The sequence below is a fragment of the Pantoea sp. BJ2 genome (assembly GCF_040255075.1).
In the GTDB taxonomy this organism is placed as follows: domain Bacteria; phylum Pseudomonadota; class Gammaproteobacteria; order Enterobacterales; family Enterobacteriaceae; genus Pantoea; species Pantoea leporis.
On the sequence record NZ_CP158292.1, the window covers coordinates 4,048,364 to 4,067,286 of the forward strand.

Annotated in this window: 16 protein-coding genes; 11 read left to right on the forward strand and 5 right to left on the reverse strand. The window is 56.3% G+C overall.

Annotated elements, in window-relative coordinates; translation table 11 throughout:
- The first annotated feature begins 207 nt into the window (after positions 1-207).
- On the forward strand, positions 208-2,859 hold the full coding sequence (ppc, locus tag AAF463_RS18800; protein WP_101760638.1) for a phosphoenolpyruvate carboxylase: 2,652 nt from the start codon (positions 208-210) through the stop codon (positions 2,857-2,859).
- Positions 2,860-2,915: 56 nt separating this feature from the next.
- On the opposite strand, the gene metF is transcribed toward ppc, so the two are convergent.
- The 3 genes from metF to metB all read right to left on the reverse strand — a co-directional run bounded on the left by metF (position 2,916) and on the right by metB (position 7,626).
- Positions 2,916-3,812, reverse strand: a complete 897-nt coding sequence (metF, locus tag AAF463_RS18805; protein ID WP_101760639.1) for a methylenetetrahydrofolate reductase — start codon at positions 3,810-3,812, stop codon at positions 2,916-2,918.
- 218 nt (positions 3,813-4,030) lie between these two features.
- A complete protein-coding gene (locus AAF463_RS18810; protein ID WP_008109663.1) occupies positions 4,031-6,463 on the reverse strand; it encodes a bifunctional aspartate kinase/homoserine dehydrogenase II in 2,433 nt (810 codons plus the stop codon).
- A 2-nt stretch (positions 6,464-6,465) separates the two neighbouring features.
- A complete protein-coding gene (metB, locus tag AAF463_RS18815; protein WP_350261276.1) occupies positions 6,466-7,626 on the reverse strand; it encodes a cystathionine gamma-synthase in 1,161 nt (386 codons plus the stop codon).
- Between metB and AAF463_RS18820 the strand changes: the two genes are divergently transcribed.
- The gene (locus AAF463_RS18820; RefSeq protein ID WP_217550441.1) at positions 7,625-7,855 is read left to right on the forward strand and encodes a hypothetical protein; all 231 of its coding nucleotides are present in this window, start codon (positions 7,625-7,627) and stop codon (positions 7,853-7,855) included. The genes metB and AAF463_RS18820 overlap by 2 nt on opposite strands.
- Before the next feature lie 45 nt (positions 7,856-7,900).
- On the forward strand, positions 7,901-8,218 hold the full coding sequence (gene metJ, locus AAF463_RS18825; RefSeq protein ID WP_007885403.1) for a met regulon transcriptional regulator MetJ: 318 nt from the start codon (positions 7,901-7,903) through the stop codon (positions 8,216-8,218).
- 77 nt (positions 8,219-8,295) lie between these two features.
- Here the strand turns inward: metJ and rpmE are convergent, their stop codons facing one another.
- A complete protein-coding gene (rpmE, locus tag AAF463_RS18830; protein WP_007885402.1) occupies positions 8,296-8,511 on the reverse strand; it encodes a 50S ribosomal protein L31 in 216 nt (71 codons plus the stop codon).
- 210 nt (positions 8,512-8,721) lie between these two features.
- On the opposite strand from rpmE, the gene priA reads away from it, so the two are divergent.
- The 6 genes from priA to rraA all read left to right on the forward strand — a co-directional run bounded on the left by priA (position 8,722) and on the right by rraA (position 15,795).
- Positions 8,722-10,920, forward strand: coding sequence for a primosomal protein N' (priA, locus tag AAF463_RS18835; protein WP_101760641.1), 2,199 nt, complete (start codon positions 8,722-8,724; stop codon positions 10,918-10,920).
- A gap of 166 nt (positions 10,921-11,086) precedes the next feature.
- Positions 11,087-12,124 (forward strand): DNA-binding transcriptional regulator CytR, encoded by a 1,038-nt coding sequence (cytR, locus tag AAF463_RS18840; RefSeq protein WP_061720292.1) that lies wholly within the window; start codon positions 11,087-11,089, stop codon positions 12,122-12,124.
- Positions 12,125-12,275: 151 nt separating this feature from the next.
- Entirely contained in the window at positions 12,276-13,187 is a 912-nt protein-coding gene (gene ftsN, locus AAF463_RS18845; RefSeq protein WP_350261277.1) for a cell division protein FtsN, read from the forward strand.
- Between the two features lie 89 nt (positions 13,188-13,276).
- Positions 13,277-13,813: an ATP-dependent protease subunit HslV gene (gene hslV / locus AAF463_RS18850; protein WP_101760642.1), complete on the forward strand. Its 537-nt coding sequence runs from the start codon at positions 13,277-13,279 to the stop codon at positions 13,811-13,813.
- A gap of 5 nt (positions 13,814-13,818) precedes the next feature.
- On the forward strand, positions 13,819-15,156 hold the full coding sequence (hslU, locus tag AAF463_RS18855) for an HslU--HslV peptidase ATPase subunit (RefSeq protein ID WP_007885388.1): 1,338 nt from the start codon (positions 13,819-13,821) through the stop codon (positions 15,154-15,156).
- Positions 15,157-15,309: 153 nt separating this feature from the next.
- Positions 15,310-15,795 carry a ribonuclease E activity regulator RraA gene (gene rraA, locus AAF463_RS18860; RefSeq protein WP_061720294.1) on the forward strand — a complete coding sequence of 162 codons (486 nt, stop codon included), beginning with the start codon at positions 15,310-15,312 and terminating at the stop codon, positions 15,793-15,795.
- 50 nt (positions 15,796-15,845) lie between these two features.
- Here the strand turns inward: rraA and zapB are convergent, their stop codons facing one another.
- Entirely contained in the window at positions 15,846-16,085 is a 240-nt protein-coding gene (zapB, locus tag AAF463_RS18865) for a cell division protein ZapB (RefSeq protein ID WP_007885384.1), read from the reverse strand.
- A 420-nt stretch (positions 16,086-16,505) separates the two neighbouring features.
- On the opposite strand from zapB, the gene AAF463_RS18870 reads away from it, so the two are divergent.
- Together AAF463_RS18870 and glpK are read left to right on the forward strand one after the other, a co-directional pair.
- On the forward strand, positions 16,506-17,354 hold the full coding sequence (locus tag AAF463_RS18870) for an MIP/aquaporin family protein (RefSeq protein ID WP_061720295.1): 849 nt from the start codon (positions 16,506-16,508) through the stop codon (positions 17,352-17,354).
- A gap of 30 nt (positions 17,355-17,384) precedes the next feature.
- Positions 17,385-18,893, forward strand: coding sequence for a glycerol kinase GlpK (gene glpK, locus AAF463_RS18875; RefSeq protein WP_110868179.1), 1,509 nt, complete (start codon positions 17,385-17,387; stop codon positions 18,891-18,893).
- The last annotated feature ends 30 nt before the right edge of the window (positions 18,894-18,923 follow it).

An 18,923-nucleotide genomic window follows, 5' to 3' on the forward strand; every position in this document is an offset into this window, starting at 1 on the left:
TGCCCCGTCATTGTTCGGGATTTGATAATAAGAATAACTTATCTCGCTTCGCTGCAAGCAAATTCTTTGAATTTCCGCCATTTAGCAGCACATTTACGTAGATTTAAGGCAATTGACGCGCAGGAAGATACGTGGCTAGATAAAAGACGATGTTATGCCCGTTGGGCGTAAGAGTATTAAAAAAGACGATAAGGGTGTCAGGGTCCAATGAACGAACAATATTCCGCAATGCGAAGTAATGTCAGTATGCTCGGCAAACTGCTCGGGGATACGATTAAGGATGCACTAGGAGAGAACATCCTCGACCAGGTGGAGACCATCCGTAAACTCTCTAAGTCATCCCGCGCGGGAAATGACACTCATCGTCAGGAACTGCTGACCACGCTGCAAAATCTGTCGAACGACGAGCTGCTGCCGGTGGCGCGCGCGTTTAGCCAGTTCCTTAATCTCACCAACGTCGCTGAACAGTATCAAACCATTTCGCGTAGCGGCGATGGCGCGAACCATCCTGAACTGCTGAAAAAGACTTTCGAACGTCTGAAACAGCAAGGCGATATCAGCGAAGCGGCGATCCGCCAGTCGATTGAAGAGCTGTCGCTGGAGCTGGTGCTGACTGCGCACCCCACCGAAATCACCCGCCGCACGCTGATCCATATGCTGGGCGAAGTGAACAGCTGTTTGCAGCAACTCGATCATAGCGATATCTCTGACTACGAACGCACCCAGGTGATGCGCCGTCTGCGCCAGCTGGTGGCACAAGCGTGGCACACCGACGAAATCCGCAAATACCGTCCAACGCCGATCGATGAAGCCAAGTGGGGCTTTGCCGTGGTGGAAAACAGCCTGTGGCAAGGCGTGCCAGCCTTCCTGCGTGAGCTGAATGAGCAAGTGGAAGAGACTTTTGGCATTAAGCTGCCGGTCGATTTCGTGCCGATTAAATTTACCTCGTGGATGGGCGGCGACCGTGACGGCAACCCGAACGTCACCGCACCGATTACCCGCCACGCGATGCAGCTGAGCCGCTGGAAGGCCGCGGACCTGTTCCTGCGCGATATCGGCGTGCTGATTTCCGAGCTGTCGATGTCCGAATGCAGCGACGAAGTGCGCGAGCTGTGCGGCGATGCGGAAGCGCTGGAGCCGTACCGCATGGTGCTGAAGCGCCTTCGCGGCCAGCTGATGACCACGCAGGCTTATCTTGGCCGTCGTCTTAAAGGCGAGCGCCTGCCGCGTCCGGCCGATTTGCTGGTCTCTAACGATCAGCTGTGGGATCCGCTGTTCGCTATCTATCAATCTCTGCAGCAGTGCGGCATGGGCATCATCGCCAATGGTCAGCTGCTGGACACGCTGCGCCGCGTGAAGTGTTTCGGCGTGCCGCTGGTGCGCATCGATATCCGTCAGGAGAGCACCCGCCATACCCAGGCGATTGCCGAAGTAACGCGCTATCTCGGCCTCGGTGATTACGAAAGCTGGTCAGAAGCGGATAAACAAGCCTTCCTGATTCGCGAACTGAATTCCAAGCGTCCGCTGTTGCCGCATCAGTGGGAACCAGGCGATGAGACGCGCGAAGTGCTGGATACCTGCAAAGTGGTGGCCGAAGCGCCACAGGGTTCAATTGCTTCCTACGTGATCTCCATGGCGAAAACGCCGTCGGACGTGCTGGCCGTGCATCTGCTGCTGAAAGAAGCCGGCATTCCTTACGCCATGCCGGTTGCGCCGCTGTTCGAAACCCTTGATGACCTGAACAACGCTAACGACGTGATGACACAGTTGCTGAACATCGACTGGTATCGCGGCTTTATCAATGGCAAACAGATGGTGATGATTGGCTATTCCGATTCAGCGAAAGATGCCGGCGTGATGGCCGCCAGCTGGGCGCAATATCAGGCGCAGGACGCACTGATCAAAACCTGTGAAAGCGCGGGCATCACGCTGACGCTGTTCCACGGACGCGGCGGCTCAATCGGTCGTGGCGGCGCGCCAGCCCATGCGGCGCTGTTGTCACAACCGCCGGGCAGCCTGAAAGGTGGCCTGCGCGTGACCGAACAGGGCGAGATGATTCGCTTCAAATACGGTTTGCCCGAAGTCACCATCGCCAGCCTGTCGCTGTATACCGGTGCGATTCTGGAAGCCAACCTGCTGCCACCGCCGGAACCCAAGCGCGAATGGCAGGAGATCATGAATGGTCTGTCGGCGCACTCCTGCGCGATGTATCGCGGCTATGTGCGTGAGAATCCGGACTTCGTGCCCTATTTCCGCTCAGCCACGCCAGAGCAGGAGCTGGGCAAATTGCCGCTGGGTTCACGTCCGGCTAAACGTCGCCCAACCGGCGGTGTGGAATCGCTGCGTGCCATTCCGTGGATCTTCGCCTGGACGCAGAACCGTCTGATGCTGCCAGCCTGGCTGGGCGCGGGTGCCGCGTTGCAGAAAGCGATGGATGAAGGTCATCAGGATGAGCTGGAGAACATGTGCCGCGAGTGGCCGTTCTTCGCCACACGTCTTGGCATGCTGGAGATGGTGTTCTCGAAAGCCGATTTGTGGCTGGCAGAGTACTACGATCAGCGTCTGGTGGATAAATCACTGTGGTCGCTCGGCAAGCAGCTGCGCGATCAGCTGGATGCGGATATCAAAGCGGTGTTGACCATCGCTAACGATGCCCATCTGATGGCTGACCAACCGTGGATTGCTGAGTCCATCGCGCTGCGTAACGTTTATACCGATCCACTGAACGTGTTGCAGGCTGAACTGCTGCATCGTTCACGTGCGCAGGAAGAGCGCGGTGATGAGCCAGATGCGCGTGTAGAACAAGCGCTGATGGTGACGATCGCGGGTGTTGCAGCGGGTATGCGTAATACCGGTTAATTTTTCCCCTCACCCTAACCCTCTCCCGCTGGCGGGAGAGGGACAGGGTGAGGGCATTAACCTCCCATCGCCGGACGCACACCCAGCGTGTGGCAAATGGCGTAACTCAACTCGGCGCGGTTCAGCGTATAGAAATGAAAATCCTTCACCCCTTCCCGCGACAGGATTTTCACCATGTCCATGGCGACGCTGGCACCGACCATTTTGCGCGTCTCCGGATCGTTATCCAGACCTTCAAACATTGCACTCATCCAGCCCGGCACCCGCACATTGGTCATGGTGGCGAAGCGTTGTAGCTGTTTAAAGTTAGAGACCGGCAAAATACCCGGCACGATCTCCACGTCGATACCGGTTGCGACACAGCGATCGCGGAAGCGCAGGTAGCTTTCCACATCGAAGAAGAACTGCGTGATGGCGCGGTTAGCACCGGCATCAATTTTGCGTTTCAGGTTAATCAAATCGGCCTGCGCGCTTTTCGCTTCGGGATGCACTTCCGGATAGGCCGCCACCGAGATGTCAAAATCGCCAACGTCTTTCAGCAGCGCCACCAAATCCGAACCGTACATCTCCGGCTTGCCGCTGCCTGGCGGTAAATCACCGCGCAGTGCCACGATATGACGAATGCCGCTATCCCAGTAATCACGCGCGATGCTGCGTAGCTCATCACGCGTGGCATCGATACAGGTTAGATGCGGTGCGGCTTCCAGACCGGTACGATCTTTGATGCCTTTGATGATGCTATGTGTACGATCGCGCTCGCCCGAGTTGGCACCGTAGGTGACGGAGACGAATTTTGGCTTCAGGCTGCTCAGTCGATCGATTGAGCTCCACAGGGTTTCTTCCATTTCGCTGGTACGTGGCGGGAAAAATTCGAAAGAGACATTAATTTGCCCGTTCAGCTCAGCCAGGCTCTGGTTCAACGCTTCGCGTTGATTGGCGTGAAAGAAACTCATCCTAATACCTCGTCATCACATATCGATTGTTTTGCGGCCTTCGAACATCCATACGTTTAGACGTCCAGATGCACAAAATGAACGATTCGCACGCTAGCGTCAACTGAAAATTAATGAACAGGCGTGACAAATTTTCACTCAAGGTGAAAGCGTTTCATGATGCGCGGTGGGAAGGTGAAGAATGCAGACGGACGATGCCGTCTGCAAAGTGAGGCAGATTACAGCAGCTGTGCGAGGCGGTTGATATCCGATTGCAACGCGCCGGCCGTAACGTCACGGCCTGCGCCCGGTCCGCGAATCACCAGCGGATTATCGCGATACCAGCGGCTTTCGATGGCAAACACGTTATCGCACGGCAGTAACGCAGCCAGCGGATGCTCTGGGCGCACCGCTTCCACGCCGACGCGCGCTTTGCCATTGGCATCGAAACGCGCCACGTAACGCAGCACTAAGCCCATCTCTTGCGCCGCTTCCAGACGCTGCAGCATCTGATCATTCAGCTCGTCGGCGTTTTCGAAGAAGTGATCAATCGACTCACCGTCGCAAATTGCCGGCACCAACGACTCGACACGCACTTGATCCGGCTCGATGTCGTAGCCCGCTTCACGCGCCAGAATCACCAGCTTGCGCATTACGTCCTGCCCAGACAAATCCACGCGCGGGTCTGGTTCGGTCAGGCCTTGCTGCCACGCCTGATCAACCAGCTCGCTAAACGGCACCGTGCCATCAAATTGCAGGAACAGCCACGACAGCGTGCCGGAGAAGATGCCGCTGATCGCCAGAATGCTATCGCCGCTTTCGCGTAAATCGCGCACCGTGTGATTGACCGGCAAACCGGCACCGACGGTGGCGTTATACAGCCAGTGACGACCGGTTTTGGCGAAAGCATCGCGCACCTGACGCCAGCTCTGACCGCTCGACGCACCGGCAACTTTGTTGGCGCTGATAACGTGGAAGCCGTGACTGGCGAAATCATGATACTGCTGCGCCAGCTGCTCGCTGGCGGTGACGTCCAGCACCACTAAATCATCGAACGGGTGCGCACGCATCCACAGGAACAGCGACTCTTCATCGCGCTCGACCGCTTCATCATCAAAGAACGCCAATGCGCGGCTGGCTTCCAGACCGTCGTAGCTCAGCAAACTGCGGCTGCTGTCTGCCACGCCCGCCAGCACATACTCAAATCCCGTACGCGCCGACAGCGTTTCCTGCTCGCGGGCAAACAGCTCCAGCCAGCGTGAACCGATGTTGCCTTTGCCGAACAACATCAAACCGATGCGTTTTTCTGCGCGGAACAGCGACTGATGCAGTCCCTGAATCAGGTGCTGCGTCGGGCCGACGCGCAGTACCGCCACGATGCTGATGTGATCTTCCGATTGCCAGACAAACTCCACCGGCTGATCTTTGATTTGCTGCCAGAAGCGGTGGCTGTGCAGCGGATTACGCGTCACGCCCGCGCCCACCAGCGCCACCAGCGCTAAGCCGTCGCGCAGCTGCAGATGGCCCGGCAGTGCGGCATCCTGCAACAGGTTGAAGGCGCTATTCACCACTTCCGAGGTGTAACACAGCTGCAGCAGGCGGCGATCGGGATGCACGCCGATCGCCAGCGGACGCAGCTGCGCGCGCTTCAGCAGCAGATCGATCTCTTTCTGCTGGGTTTTGAAATCGTGATTGTCGGGAATTTGAATCTCCACCAGACACACATCATCGTGGCTGGTGACGATACGCGCGCCGGTGCCGGAGGCTAGCACGCGTTCAATACGCGTCGAGCCTTGCTCAGGTTGATAGCTGCAACGCAGCTGCAAATCGATGTCGCTGTTGGAAACCGGCTGCAAGGTGCGGGTGTGCAGCACCGGCGCAGCCAGACGCGCCAGCTCGCTGGCTTCATCAAGACGCAGCAGCGGCAGCAGGCACGCATCAGAGACTTTACGCGGATCGGCGCTGTAAACGCCCGCCACATCGCTCCAGATGGTCACGCGCCCCACGCCCGCCAGCGCACCAATCTGCGTTGCCGAGTAGTCCGAGCCGTTACGGCCGAGCAGCACGGTTTCACCCGCTTCGCTGCGGCTGATAAAGCCGGTCACCACCAAACGCTTATGCGGATGCTGTGTTAACAGCTCCTGCAGCAGCGGCCAGGATTTGCCTTCATCAACCTGCGGCTGCGCGGCACGTTCAGCACGCAAGAAGTCACGCGCATCCAGCCAGGCGGCTTCGATCTCGCGCTGGCTCAAAACCGCAGCCATCAAGCGCGCTGACCAGATTTCGCCATGCCCCACCACTTCGGCATACACCGCGTCGGTGATGGTGCCATCGAGCAGCGCCGCCAGTCTTTCCAGATCGCGTATAAAGGAAGACGTCAGGGTTTCGGCATATTCAGCAGGCAGCAGCGCAGCAATTAATTCGCTGTGAAAACGCCGTAAAGCCTGTTGCACCTGATGGGCAGATAAGCGATCGCTCTGGCTCAATTTCAGCCAGCTGATCAACTGGTTAGTGGTGCTGCCTGCGGCAGAGACCACCATTAAGTCGCCTGGCTGGCTGTAATCCGCCATGATGCTGGCCACGCGCTGATAGCAACGTGCGTCGGCCAGGCTACTGCCACCAAATTTATGCAACTGCTTGATCGGCGTTCCCGCGCCCACTGAACTCGTCATGATTACTCCTCGGCTGCGATCCGGAATGCATTATCCAGATCGGCGATTAAATCTTCGTGATCTTCAATCCCAACAGAAATACGCAGCAGTGTTTCCGAAATTCCCGCTGCCGCGCGCGCTTCTGCAGACATGCCGGCATGCGTCATGGTCGCGGTATGCGAAATCAAACTCTCTACGCCGCCCAGCGATTCGGCCAGCGTGAACAGCTGCAGCGCTTTCAGGAAGCGGCGCAGGCGAGCCTCATCGGCATCGATTTCGAAACTCAGCATGGCACCAAAACCACGCTGCTGACGTACCGCAAACTCATGACCGGCATTTTCCGGCAGGGACGGATGATACAGTTTTTTCACCAGCGGTTGTTGCTTCAGGTAATCAACTATCGCCAATGCATTGCGTTGTGCGGCGGCGATACGCGGTGACAGCGTGCGCAAACCGCGCAGCAGCAGGTAGCTATCAAACGCCGCGCCGGTTACACCAATATTATTCGCCCACCACGCCAGATCGGTGGCCATCGCTTGATCTTTAGAAATCACCGCGCCCGCCACCACATCAGAGTGACCATTCAGGTATTTGGTGCAGGAGTGAACAACCAAGTCGGCACCCAGCGCCAGCGGGTTTTGCAGCGCCGGGCTGAGGAAGGTGTTGTCTACCACGCTAATGGCGCCAGCTTCACGCGCGGCGGCGCAGATGCTGGCGATATCGACCACACGCAGCAGTGGATTACTTGGGCTTTCAACCAGCACCAGTTTTGGCTTCTCGGCCAGAGCAGCGGCCAGCGCCGCTTTATCGCCCTGATCAACAAACTTCACGCGATACGCGCCGCGCTTGCTCAGGCTATCGAACAGGCGATAGCTGCCGCCGTAACAGTCATGTGGCGCCACCAGCAGATCGCCCGGCTTCAGGAACACGGTTGTCACCAGATGAATCGCTGACATGCCGGTATTGGTCAATACCGCGCCTGCGCCACCTTCCAACTCAGCCAGCGCGCGCTGAACCACATCGCGCGTTGGATTACCACGACGTGAATAGTCATGCGCACGCGGCTCATTGAAGTCGAGGAAGTTATAGGTGCTGGAGAGATGAATCGGTGGGACAACGCAGCCATATTGCTCGTCATCATTCAAACCGCTACGTACTGCGATGGTTGCCTGTTTACGCGTCATGGTGCTTACTGTTCCTGAAGAAAAAGAAGAGCAACAGGATAACATTCCGCACATAGACGTCAATACATCTGGACATCTAAATGTCTTTGCGTATAGATTGAGCAAATCATCAATAACCGCTAAAATTGTCCGTCATCGCCTGGTGTTCAGCGCGCTTTCCTTTGCAGAAGCGGTGCTCAAGCATAAAACCTGCGGTTTAAGGGGTCAGGCATCGAAAAATCGGGCATAATCAACGGATTTCCCCATATTCAACTTTTATTGATTAAGGTAACCCATGGCTGAATGGAACGGCGAATATATCAGCCCTTACGCTGAACATGGCAAGAAGAGCGAGCAGGTTAAGAAAATCACAGTTTCTATCCCGCTGAAAGTGCTGAAGATTTTAACGGATGAGCGTACCCGCCGTCAGGTGAACAATCTGCGTCACGCCACCAACAGCGAACTGCTGTGTGAAGCCTTTTTGCATGCTTTCACCGGGCAGCCTCTGCCGAACGATGTCGATTTGCGTAAAGAACGCAGCGATGAGATTCCGGAAGAAGCGAAACAGATTATGCGTGAAATGGGCATCGATCCCGATAGCTGGGAATACTGAAGCCAGAAATAAAAAAACCCAGCCGAGGCTGGGTTTTTTCTTGCTGCCGAATCGCGAAGATTCGACGGCCAAAAATCTTATTTCTTGCTTGCTGGCACGCTGAAACGCTTGTTGAAGCGATCTACACGGCCACCGGTGTCAGCAATACGCTGCTTACCAGTGTAGAACGGGTGGCATTTGCCGCACACGTCCAGGTTCAGACCAGAAGCCATGGTTGAACGGGTGTTGATCACGTTACCGCAAGAGCAAGTCATGGTTACTGCTTCGTACTTAGGGTGAATACCTTGTTTCATGGGAGAACCTCATAAAAGGCCGTGTCGCTCTCCGTGCCAGGCTCAGCCTGCACAGCACCACACGCGGTTGAACATTAAGTGTATGCTCCGACAAGTGTTCTCATCGAAGGCGGCATAGTATACAGAAATTAACCGGTTTTAGCAAATAGCCGCTTCCTAATTAGCCGTGTACACTACTTCTCCTTAATTCAGAACCGGATAGAGATTCAGATGCCCGTTGTTCAGGTTGCCCTGCCCGTTCCGCTACCTCGCCTGTTTGATTACTTGCTGCCTGCCGATGCGCCGCAGCCGGTGGCGGGCGCACGCGTGAATGTGCCGTTCGGCAATCGCAAAATGATCGGCATTGTGATCGGCACGCGTGAGACCAGCGATCTGCCGCTGACGCAGCTCAAGCAGATAGAGAGCGTGCTCGACGATCAAAGTCTGTTCTCGCCCGCGCTGTGGCGCATTTTGCATTGGGCCGCCAACTATTATCATTCGCCGCTCGGCGAAGTGCTGAGCCATGCGCTGCCGGTGCTGCTGCGTCAGGGCAAACCCGCGCAGGAAGCGCCGCTGTGGCAATGGGTGATCAATGATGCTGGCCGTGAAGTGGCGATGGAGAGCCTGAAGCGCGCGCCGAAACAGCAGCAAGCGCTGGCGATGCTGCGTCAGCGACCGCTCTATCGTCATCAGGTCAGCGAACACGATTTTACCGATGCCGCGCTGCAAGCGTTGCGCGCAAAAGGCTTGTGCGAACTGCGTGAACACACGCCGCAGATGCACGACTGGCGTACCAGCTTTGCCGTCAAAGGGGATCGCCTGCGCCTGAACACCGATCAGGCGATGGCGGTGGGCGCGATGCGCAGTGAAGACGATCACTATGCGCCGTGGCTGCTGGCCGGCATTACCGGCTCGGGTAAAACCGAGGTGTATCTCAGCGTGCTGGAGAACGTGCTGGCACGCGGCAAACAGGCTTTGGTGCTGGTGCCGGAAATCGGCCTGACGCCGCAAACCATCGCCCGCTTCCGTGAGCGCTTTGATGCGCCGATTGATGTGCTGCACTCGGCACTGAATGACAGCGAACGCCTCGCCGTCTGGCTGCGTGCGCGCAGCGGCGAAACGGCGATTGTTATCGGTACACGCTCGGCGCTGTTCACGCCGCTGGCGCGCCCCGGCGTCATCATCATTGATGAAGAGCACGACAGCTCGTACAAACAACAGGAAGGCTGGCGCTATCAGGCGCGCGATCTGGCGGTGTTCCGTGCGCATGAGGAAGATATTCCTATTGTGATGGGTTCCGCCACGCCCGCGCTGGAAACCTTGCACAACGTGCGCGTCGGCAAATATCGCCAGCTCAATCTCACCAAACGCGCGGGCAATGCTAAACCGGCGTTACAGCAGCTGATCGATCTTAAAGGTCAGCAGCTGAAAGGCGGATTGGCACCCGCACTGCTCGGCAAAATGCGTCAGCACCTGCAGGCCGACAATCAGGTTCTGCTGTTCCTCAACCGCCGTGGCTTCTCTCCGGCGCTGATGTGCCACGATTGTGGCTGGCTGGCCGAGTGCCAGCGCTGCGATAGCTACTACACGCTGCACCAGAACCATCGCCAGCTGCGCTGCCACCATTGTGACAGCCAGCGTCCGCTGCCGAATCAGTGCCCAAGCTGTGGTTCAACGCATTTGATGCCGGTCGGCGTCGGCACCGAACAGCTGGAACAGCAGCTGGGCACGCTGTTCCCCGACGTGCCGGTATCGCGCATCGATCGCGACACCACCAGCCGTAAAGGCGCGCTGGAGCAGCATCTGGCCGATGTGCATCGCGGCGGCGCGCGCATTCTGGTGGGCACGCAGATGCTGGCGAAAGGCCATCATTTCCCGGATGTCACGTTGGTGTCGCTACTGGATGTTGATGGCGCGCTGTTCTCGGCCGATTTCCGCGCCGCCGAGCGTTTCGCTCAGCTCTATACGCAGGTCGCGGGTCGCGCCGGTCGTGCGGGTAAACAGGGCGAAGTGTTGCTGCAGACCCATCATCCGGAACATCCATTGCTGCAAACATTGCTGCATCGCGGCTATTTCGCCTTTGCCGATCAAACGCTGCTGGAGCGTCAGTCCGTTCAGCTGCCGCCGTGGACCAGCCATGCGCTGTTCCGCGCTGAGGATATGGATAACCAACAGGCGGCGGAATTCCTCACACAGCTGCGCAATTTGCTGGAAGCCAGCCCGCTTAAAGATGAGGCGATGTGGCTGATGGGGCCGGTTCCGGCGTTGGCACCGAAGCGCAGTGGACGCTGGCGCTGGCAGCTGCTGTTGCAGCATCCGTCGCGCAAACGTCTGCAACAGCTGTTGAGCGGATCGCTGCCGCTGATCGCCACCTTGCCGGCATCGCGTAAAGTGAAATGGACGCTGGATATCGATCCCACCGAGAGCTAAGCCATGCCACAACTGCGAGCCAGATCGAAAAAAGTCGCACAAGTCACAATTTTTATGCAAATTAAGTAACAACCCGACGCGACCTTGGGTTAACAATAGTGCCGACCCGGTTGAAGCCCGGTAATGTCTGAAAATCAATGCGCTGTACCGCGTCAGGAGTTATACGTTGGACCAGAAGCAACCCTCCACCGCCGCCACCATGAAAGATGTGGCCGAGAAAGCAGGCGTTTCAACCGCTACGGTTTCACGTGCGTTGATGAATCCAGAAAAAGTCTCTGCTGCTACCCGGCTCAAGGTCGAAAAAGCCGTGATTGCCGTGGGTTATGCGCCGCACGGTTTGGCGCGCAATGCCAAACGCGGTGAAACACAAACCATTCTGGTGATTGTGCCGGACATCTGCGATCCCTTCTTCAGTGAGATCATTCGCGGCGTGGAAGTCACCGCTGCGCATGAAGGTTATCTGGTACTGATTGGCGATTGCGCGCATCAGAATAAACAGGAAAAAACCTTTCTGAATTTAATGCTGACGCGACAGATCGACGGCATGGTGCTGTTGGGTTCACAGCTGCCGTTTGAGGCGGGCATTGAAGATCAGCGCAACCTGCCGCCGATGGTGATGGGCAACGAATTTGCGCCGGAGATGGCATTACCCACGGTCCATATCGATAACCTCACCGCCGCTTTTGAAGCGGTGAATCACCTGCTGCAGCTTGGTCATCGCCAAATTGCCTGCATCACCGGGCCAGAACACATTCCGCTGAGCCAGTATCGTTTGCAGGGCTACATACAGGCGCTGCGTCGCAGCAGCATCGCCATCGACCCAACGATGATTGTGCATGGCGATTTCACCTTTGAAGCCGGCGCGAATGCGCTTAAGCAGTTGATGAGTTTGCCGCAGCCGCCGAAAGCGATTTTCTGCCATAGCGATTTGATGGCGCTGGGCGCGATGAACCAGGCGCGTAAACTTGGCATGCGCATTCCGCAGGATCTGTCGGTGGTGGGCTTTGATGATATCGAACTGGCGCAATACTACGATCCGCCGCTGACCACCGTGGCCCAGCCGCGTTTTGCCATCGGCCGAGAAGCGATGCTGCTGTTACTTGATGAGCTTCAGGGTAAACGCGTGAATAACGGTTCGCGCCTGCTGGATGCGGAGCTGCGCGTGCGCGGCAGTACGGCACCGGCGGCAAAACGGGAAAAATAGTGCGTAGACGCCTGCATTTTCAGCGGATTCTGAAGGCAGACTGTGCTGGTCAAAGTTCCAGCCCTTGCGTAACATGGCGCATTCATTGCCGGGCAATTAACAGCACATTTACATGCCCATTGGCATTTTTTTGAAGGGTAGCAGAACGAAAGTGGCACAGAAAGATTATGTAGGCCGCGGGCGTTCAACAGGGACGCGTCGCAAAAAACCCGCCAGCCGCAGCAAGAAAAGCAAAGGCGGATCAGGCACTTCAAAGCTCATGATGGTACTGGCCGCGGCCGTGCTGGTCACCTTTGCCGGTGGTTTATGGTTTATCTCGCATCATAAGAAAGAAGAGATTGAGGTCATTCCAAACCACAAAGCCAACGGTAACGGCCTGCCGCCGAAGCCGGAAGAGCGCTGGAAGTACATCAAAGAGCTGGAAAATCGCCAAATTACCGTTCCGTCGCCGACTGAGCCTTCGGCTGGTGGCGTGCAATCACAAACTCAGCTGACCGATGAACAGCGCCAGCTGCTGGATCAGATGCAGGCCGATATGCGCCAGCAGCCGACGCAGCTGAACGAAGTGCCGTGGAACGAACAAACCCCGGCGCAGCGCCAGCAAACGCTGCAGCGTCAGCAGGTGCAGCAACAGCAACAGCAGGTTCAGCAACAACAGCAGCAGTTGCAACGTCAGCAGCAACAGTTACAGCAGCAGCAGCGCCAGCAACAGTTGCAGCAACAACAGGCCGCGCGTCAGCAACAGCAACAGCAAGCTGCGCCGATCACGCGTGAGCCAACGCAGCAAACCAAGCCGCAGGAAACGGCCAAGGCGAAAGCGGAAGAGAAAGCCGCTTCACAACGCTGGATGGTGCAGTGTGGTTCATTCAAAGGTACCGATCAGGCGGAATCCGTGCGCGCCGGTCTGGCATTTGAAGGATTTGAGAGCCGCATTACCACCGGCGGTGGCTGGAATCGCGTGGTGATCGGGCCGTTCAAAGATCGCAGCAGCGCCGACAGCACAGTCAAACGCTTACACAGTTCCGGCCACGGAAGTTGTATTCCCCTCGCTCTCGGGGGTTGAAACCCCTTTTTCCTACCCCATATCTGGTTGCATGATACTCCGCGCCGAGTGCGCGGAGTTCCTTTTCTACTGCAACAAGGGGTCTGCCCGTGACAACAATAGTAAGTGTACGACGCAACGGCCAGGTAGTGATTGGCGGTGATGGCCAGGCTACGCTCGGCAATACCGTAATGAAAGGCAACGTTAAAAAAGTCCGTCGTCTTTACAACGATAAAGTGATCGCCGGCTTTGCTGGCGGTACCGCAGATGCCTTCACCCTGTTTGAACTGTTTGAGCGCAAGCTGGAAATGCACCAGGGCCATCTGGTGAAAGCGGCGGTCGAACTGGCTAAAGATTGGCGTACCGATCGCATGCTGCGCCGCCTTGAAGCGCTGCTGGCGGTGGCCGACGAAAACGCTTCATTAATCATCAGCGGCAACGGCGACGTTATCCAGCCGGAAAATGACCTGATCGCAATTGGTTCTGGTGGGCCTTACGCCCAGGCAGCGGCACGCGCGCTGCTGGAAAACACCGACATTGGTGCACACGATATCGTGGAGAAAGCGCTGAACATCGCTGGCGATATCTGTATCTACACCAACCACAATATTAACTTCGAAGCATTACCGTCTAAGGCTAAGGACTAAACATCATGTCTGAGATGACTCCACGCGAGATTGTCAGCGAGCTTAATCGCTTTATCATCGGCCAGGACGGCGCAAAGAAGGCGGTCGCGATCGCCCTGCGTAATCGCTGGCGCCGCATGCAGCTCGACGAAGAGCTGCGCCATGAAGTGACGCCAAAAAACATTCTGATGATTGGTCCAACCGGTGTCGGTAAAACCGAAATCGCCCGTCGCTTAGCCAAACTGGCGAACGCACCGTTCATCAAAGTGGAAGCCACCAAATTCACCGAAGTCGGTTACGTCGGTAAAGAGGTTGATTCCATCATTCGCGATCTGACCGATTCTGCCATCAAGATGGTGCGCAGCCAGGCAATCGAGAAGAACAAGTACCGCGCGGAAGAGATGGCGGAAGAGCGCATCCTGGATGTGCTGATCCCACCCGCGAAAAATAACTGGGGCCAGGCTGAACAAGCGGCTGAGCCATCGGCAGCGCGTCAATCCTTCCGCAAGAAACTGCGCGAAGGCCAGCTGGATGACAAAGAGATTGAGATCGATCTGGCCGCTTCATCGGCTGGCGTTGAGATCATGGCGCCTCCGGGCATGGAAGAGATGACCAGCCAGCTGCAATCGATGTTCCAGAACCTCGGTGGGCAGAAGCAGAAACCGCGTAAGCTGAAAATCAAAGAAGCCATGAAGCTGCTGATTGAAGAAGAAGCGGCCAAGCTGGTGAACCCGGAAGAGCTGAAGCAGGATGCCATCGATGCGGTTGAGCAGCACGGTATCGTGTTCATCGACGAAATCGACAAAATCTGTAAGCGCGGCGGCCAGAATGCGGGCGGTCCAGACGTGTCACGCGAAGGCGTACAGCGCGACCTGCTGCCGCTGGTTGAAGGTTGCACCGTTTCCACCAAGCACGGCATGGTGAAAACCGACCACATTCTGTTTATCGCTTCCGGCGCGTTCCAGGTCGCCAGCCCGTCAGATCTGATCCCAGAACTGCAAGGCCGTCTGCCGATTCGCGTTGAACTGCAGGCGCTGACCGTCAATGACTTCGAGCGCATTCTGACCGAGCCAAACGCCTCGGTTACCGTGCAGTACAAAGCGCTGATGGGCACCGAAGGGGTCAACATCGACTTCACCGATGACGCAGTGCGGCGTATCGCCGAAGCCGCATGGCAGGTGAACGAGACCACCGAGAACATCGGTGCGCGTCGTCTGCATACCGTGCTGGAGCGTCTGATGGAAGATATCTCCTATGACGCCAGCGATCGTAACGGTGAGTCGATCACTATCGATGCCGAGTACGTTGGTAAGCATCTGGATGAGCTGGTGGCCGACGAAGATCTCAGCCGCTTCATTCTGTAAGCTTCACCCGCGAAATCTCTGCCCGGCCACTGTGCCGGGCTTTTTTTACGCAGGATATTGATGCAACGCTTTTTTTGGCGGTTGATGATTTTGCCAACAATCGCCAGATAGCGATATACTTAGCGCTCCTGTGGCAAACAGACGAAAACCCTCATGAAATACGATACATCTGAACTCTGTGACATCTACCACGAAGCTGTGAATGTTGTTGAACCGCTTTTTTCGAACTTTGGTGGGCGCAGCTCATTCGGTGGTCAAATCACCACAGTGAAATGTTTCGAAGATAACGGCTTACTCTACGATTTGCTGGAAGAGAACGGTCGGGGTCGCGTATTGCTGGTGGATGGCGGCGGTTCGGTCCGTCGCGCACTGGTCGATGCTCAGCTGGCGAGTCTGGCGGCGCAAAATGAGTGGGAAGGCATTGTGGTGTACGGCTCGGTGCGTCAGGTTGACGATCTCGAAGAGCTGGAAATCGGCATTCAGGCGATTGCGGCGATTCCGGTGGGTGCAGCGGGTGAAGGCATTGGCGAAAGTGACGTGCGCGTTAACTTCGGCGGCGTGACTTTCTTCTCTGGCGACCATCTGTATGCCGACAATACCGGCATCATCCTGTCTGAAGACGCGCTCGACATCGAGTAAGCCGCAACAAAAACGGGTGCCGCGGCACCCGTTGGTTTAAGCATTGACGCTTAAACTTCTTCCATTTTTCCCAGCAGTGCCCGCAGACGATCCTGCCAGACATGCTGCTCTTCTTTCAGATGCTGATTTTCACGCACCAGTGCATCCTGGTTGCCTGAAGCCTGGCTGACTTCGTTTTTCAGCGTGTTGTTTTGCTCTTTCAGCTCTTCAATTTCCATCTGCAGCAGAGTGATGGTATCAATCGCCTGCTGTACTTTCGCTTCCAGTTTCTCGAACACTTCAAATGACATCTTTCTGACCTCTCCTAAATCTTGCAAGGCGTTGATGGGGCTAGTGCATGCCTTATTACAGTGCGCTCAGCCACGATGACTCGATTGTATGTAGCCAAACCCAGCAAGTCCAGCGGCACAAGGCCTGCGAGGGCAGTCTGTAACACTTTTCAGTCTATGCCTAAAAAAATGCGCATCTTCGCGCATCTGTGTGCGCGATCACGTCAGCATCGACCAGTAAAGCGCGGTGAATGGGCCTTAAAGAAACGCAAAAGACGCGAAAACGCGCATTTTTATGACACAGTACACAGTTTTCAATTTCGCTATTTCTCGTTTATGCTCGTTAACGATAAATTCACATCAACCCTACATTGATAGCTGGGTGACTCATGGATGAGAACAAAAACTGATAAAATTTAACCTCGCTTCAGGAATGCCATTATGAGTCAGACAACTAACACACTAAAAGGTCAGTGCATCGCTGAATTTCTCGGTACAGGTTTGATTATCTTCTTTGGTGCAGGCTGCGTTGCTGCACTGAAACTGGCCGGTGCGTCATTCGGTCAGTGGGAAATTTGTATTATCTGGGGTTTAGCCGTCTCCATGGCAGTCTATCTGAGCGCAGGCGTTTCCGGCGCGCATCTTAACCCAGCCGTTACCGTCGCGCTGTGCCTGTTCGCTAATTTTGAAGGTCGTAAAGTTGTTCCCTATATTCTGGCGCAGGTTGCCGGCGCGTTCTGCGCTGCCGCGTTGGTTTACGGTCTCTACTACAATCTGTTCTTTGATTACGAAGCGGGCCATCAAATGGTGCGCGGCAGTGTTGAAAGCCTCGATCTGGCCGGTATCTTCTCGACTTACCCGAACCCGCACATCAGCGTAGCTCAGGCTTTCCTGGTTGAGATGGTGATTACAGCGGTGTTGATGGCAGTGATTATGGCGTTGACCGATGACGGCAACGGTGTGCCGCGTGGTCCGCTGGCTCCGCTGTTGATTGGTCTGCTGGTGGCGGTCATCGGTGGCTCAATGGGTCCACTGACCGGCTTCGCACTCAATCCGGCGCGTGACTTTGGTCCAAAACTGTTCGCGTTCTTCGCTGGTTGGGGCAACGTCGCCTTCACCGGTGGCAAAGATATTCCTTACTTCCTGGTTCCGATTTTTGGCCCGCTGGTCGGTGCTTGCCTCGGAGCCTTTGGTTACCGTTCGCTGATTGGCCGCCATCTGCCAGTTAACGTTGCGGAAGCCAGCACAGCAGAAAAACCGGTTGCGCGCGCTCAGCAGCGTAAAGCGTAAGTTTCATAGATACCACATCAGGACAGCACAATGACTACTGATAAAAAATATATCGTTGCACTCGATCAGGGCACAACCAGCTCACGCGCCGTGGTGCTTGATCATGATGCCAACATCGTTGCGGTTTCTCAGCGCGAATTTACCCAGATCTACCCGAAAGCGGGTTGGGTTGAACATGACCCAATGGATATCTGGGCGTCACAAAGCTCCACGTTGGTGGAAGTGCTGGCGCACGCCGACATTAACTCCGATCAAATCGCGGCGATTGGTATCACCAACCAGCGTGAAACCGCCATCGTGTGGGATAAAGAGACCGGCAAACCGGTTTACAACGCCATCGTCTGGCAGGATCCGCGCACCGCAGATTACTGTAACAAACTGAAGAAAGAGGGTCTGGAAGAGTACATCCAGCACACCACCGGTTTGGTGATTAACCCGTACTTCTCCGGCACCAAAGTGAAGTGGATTCTTGACCACGTTGAAGGCGCACGTGAGCGTGCAAAACGCGGCGAACTGCTGTTCGGTACCGTTGATACCTGGCTGATTTGGAAAATGACGCAGGGACGTGTGCACGTCACCGATCACACCAACGCCTCACGTACCATGATGTACAACATCCACAAGCTGGAGTGGGATGAGCGCATGCTGGAGATCCTCGATATCCCGCGTGAAATGCTGCCAGAAGTGAAAGGATCTTCCGAAGTGTACGGCCAGACCAACATTGGTGGTAAAGGCGGTACGCGTATTCCTATCGCCGGAATCGCCGGTGACCAGCAAGCGGCGCTGTATGGCCAGCTGTGCGTACAACCAGGTATGGCGAAAAACACTTACGGCACCGGCTGCTTTATGTTGATGAACACCGGCACCGAAGCCGTGACGTCTACGCACGGCCTGCTGACCACCATCGCTTGCGGCCCACGCGGCGAAGTGAACTATGCGCTGGAAGGTGCGGTGTTTATCGGTGGTGCGTCGATTCAGTGGCTGCGCGATGAGATGAAGCTGATCAGTGATTCAACCGACTCTGAATACTTCGCGTTGAAAGTGAAAGACACTAACGGCGTATATATGGTGCCGGCCTTCACCGGTTTGGGCGCGCCTTATTGGGACCCGTATGCACGCGGCGCGATTTTCGGTCTGACGCGCGGTGCGAACGCTAACCACATCATCCGTGCCACGCTGGAGTCGATTGCGTACCAGACGCGCGATGTACTGGAAGCGATGCAGAACGATGCTGGCACCCGCCTGCAGTCACTGCGCGTGGATGGTGGTGCGGTCGCCAACAACTTCCTGATGCAGTTCCAGTCTGACATTCTCGGCACGCGCGTTGAGCGTCCGGAAGTGCGTGAAGTCACGGCGCTGGGTGCGGCGTATCTGGCTGGCCTGGCCGTTGGCTTCTGGGGCGACCTGGAAGAAGTTCGCGCTAAAGCGGTGATTGAGCGTGAGTTCCGCCCAAGCATCGAAACCACCGAACGTAACGTCCGTTATGCGGGCTGGAAGAAAGCCGTCGCTCGCGCTAAAGCGTGGGAAGACGAAGAGTAACATCCTGCTAACCCGCGGTGCCCTGCCGCG